This is a genomic window from Mesorhizobium tamadayense (assembly GCF_003863365.1).
Classification (GTDB): Bacteria; Pseudomonadota; Alphaproteobacteria; order Rhizobiales; family Rhizobiaceae; genus Mesorhizobium; species Mesorhizobium tamadayense.
Genome location: NZ_RQXT01000219.1, coordinates 1 through 577, shown reverse-complemented (window position 1 = coordinate 577; position 577 = coordinate 1). Strand labels below are relative to the sequence as shown.

The window sequence follows — 577 nt, the reverse complement described above, 5'->3', positions numbered from 1 at the left end:
AGGTGGAAGGGCCCGAAGGGTAGGAGCCGCCGATGATGGTTTTCAAGAGGCCTTTTTGGGCTATGTAATCGACGCCCTTGATGCCGCTCATGTCGCCCGCCGCAATCGGGTGGAGCATGGTCAGGTCGCGCGGATGCCCGGCGGCCTCGAAGCGTTCGCCGATCGCCTTCAGCATCAGGTCCGGGCAACCGAGCCCGCTCGAGGACGAGACCGACACGACAGCATCATCCGGAATGAGGGCGGCGGCTTGGGCGGGGGTGATGTGCTTGCTCATTGCGGGATGCTCAAAGTCCTGGTTCGACGCGCATATGTCTTGGCGCGCCCAACACTGGAACTGACGATTGATACGACCTGCCTCGGCTTCCCCGCATACCACCAGTGACCCACTCGCGCGCGATCGTGCTCGCACCGATCAATGCCCATCGAACCGTCATCCTAACTTCCCTCTGGTTTGCTCTGGCCAGTTCCACAACTCTGGCGGACGACCAGCCTGACCGCCGCAATGATGTTCTCCGCATCTGCTTTTCCCGCATTGATCTGCTTCAGAAGGAGGTGTGCAGCGCGCCTGCCCATAGCT

At 61.5% G+C, this 577-nt stretch carries 3 pseudogenes; all 3 read right to left on the bottom strand.

The features are described 5' to 3' along the window. Positions 1 to 274, bottom strand: a pseudogene (locus tag EH240_RS37385) (acyl CoA:acetate/3-ketoacid CoA transferase); the annotation flags it as partial. 29 nt (positions 275 to 303) lie between these two features. Then, a pseudogene (locus tag EH240_RS39590) lies at positions 304 to 434 on the bottom strand (gfo/Idh/MocA family oxidoreductase); the annotation flags it as partial. Position 435: 1 nt separating this feature from the next. Further along, positions 436 to 577, bottom strand: a pseudogene (locus EH240_RS39585) (LacI family transcriptional regulator); the annotation flags it as partial.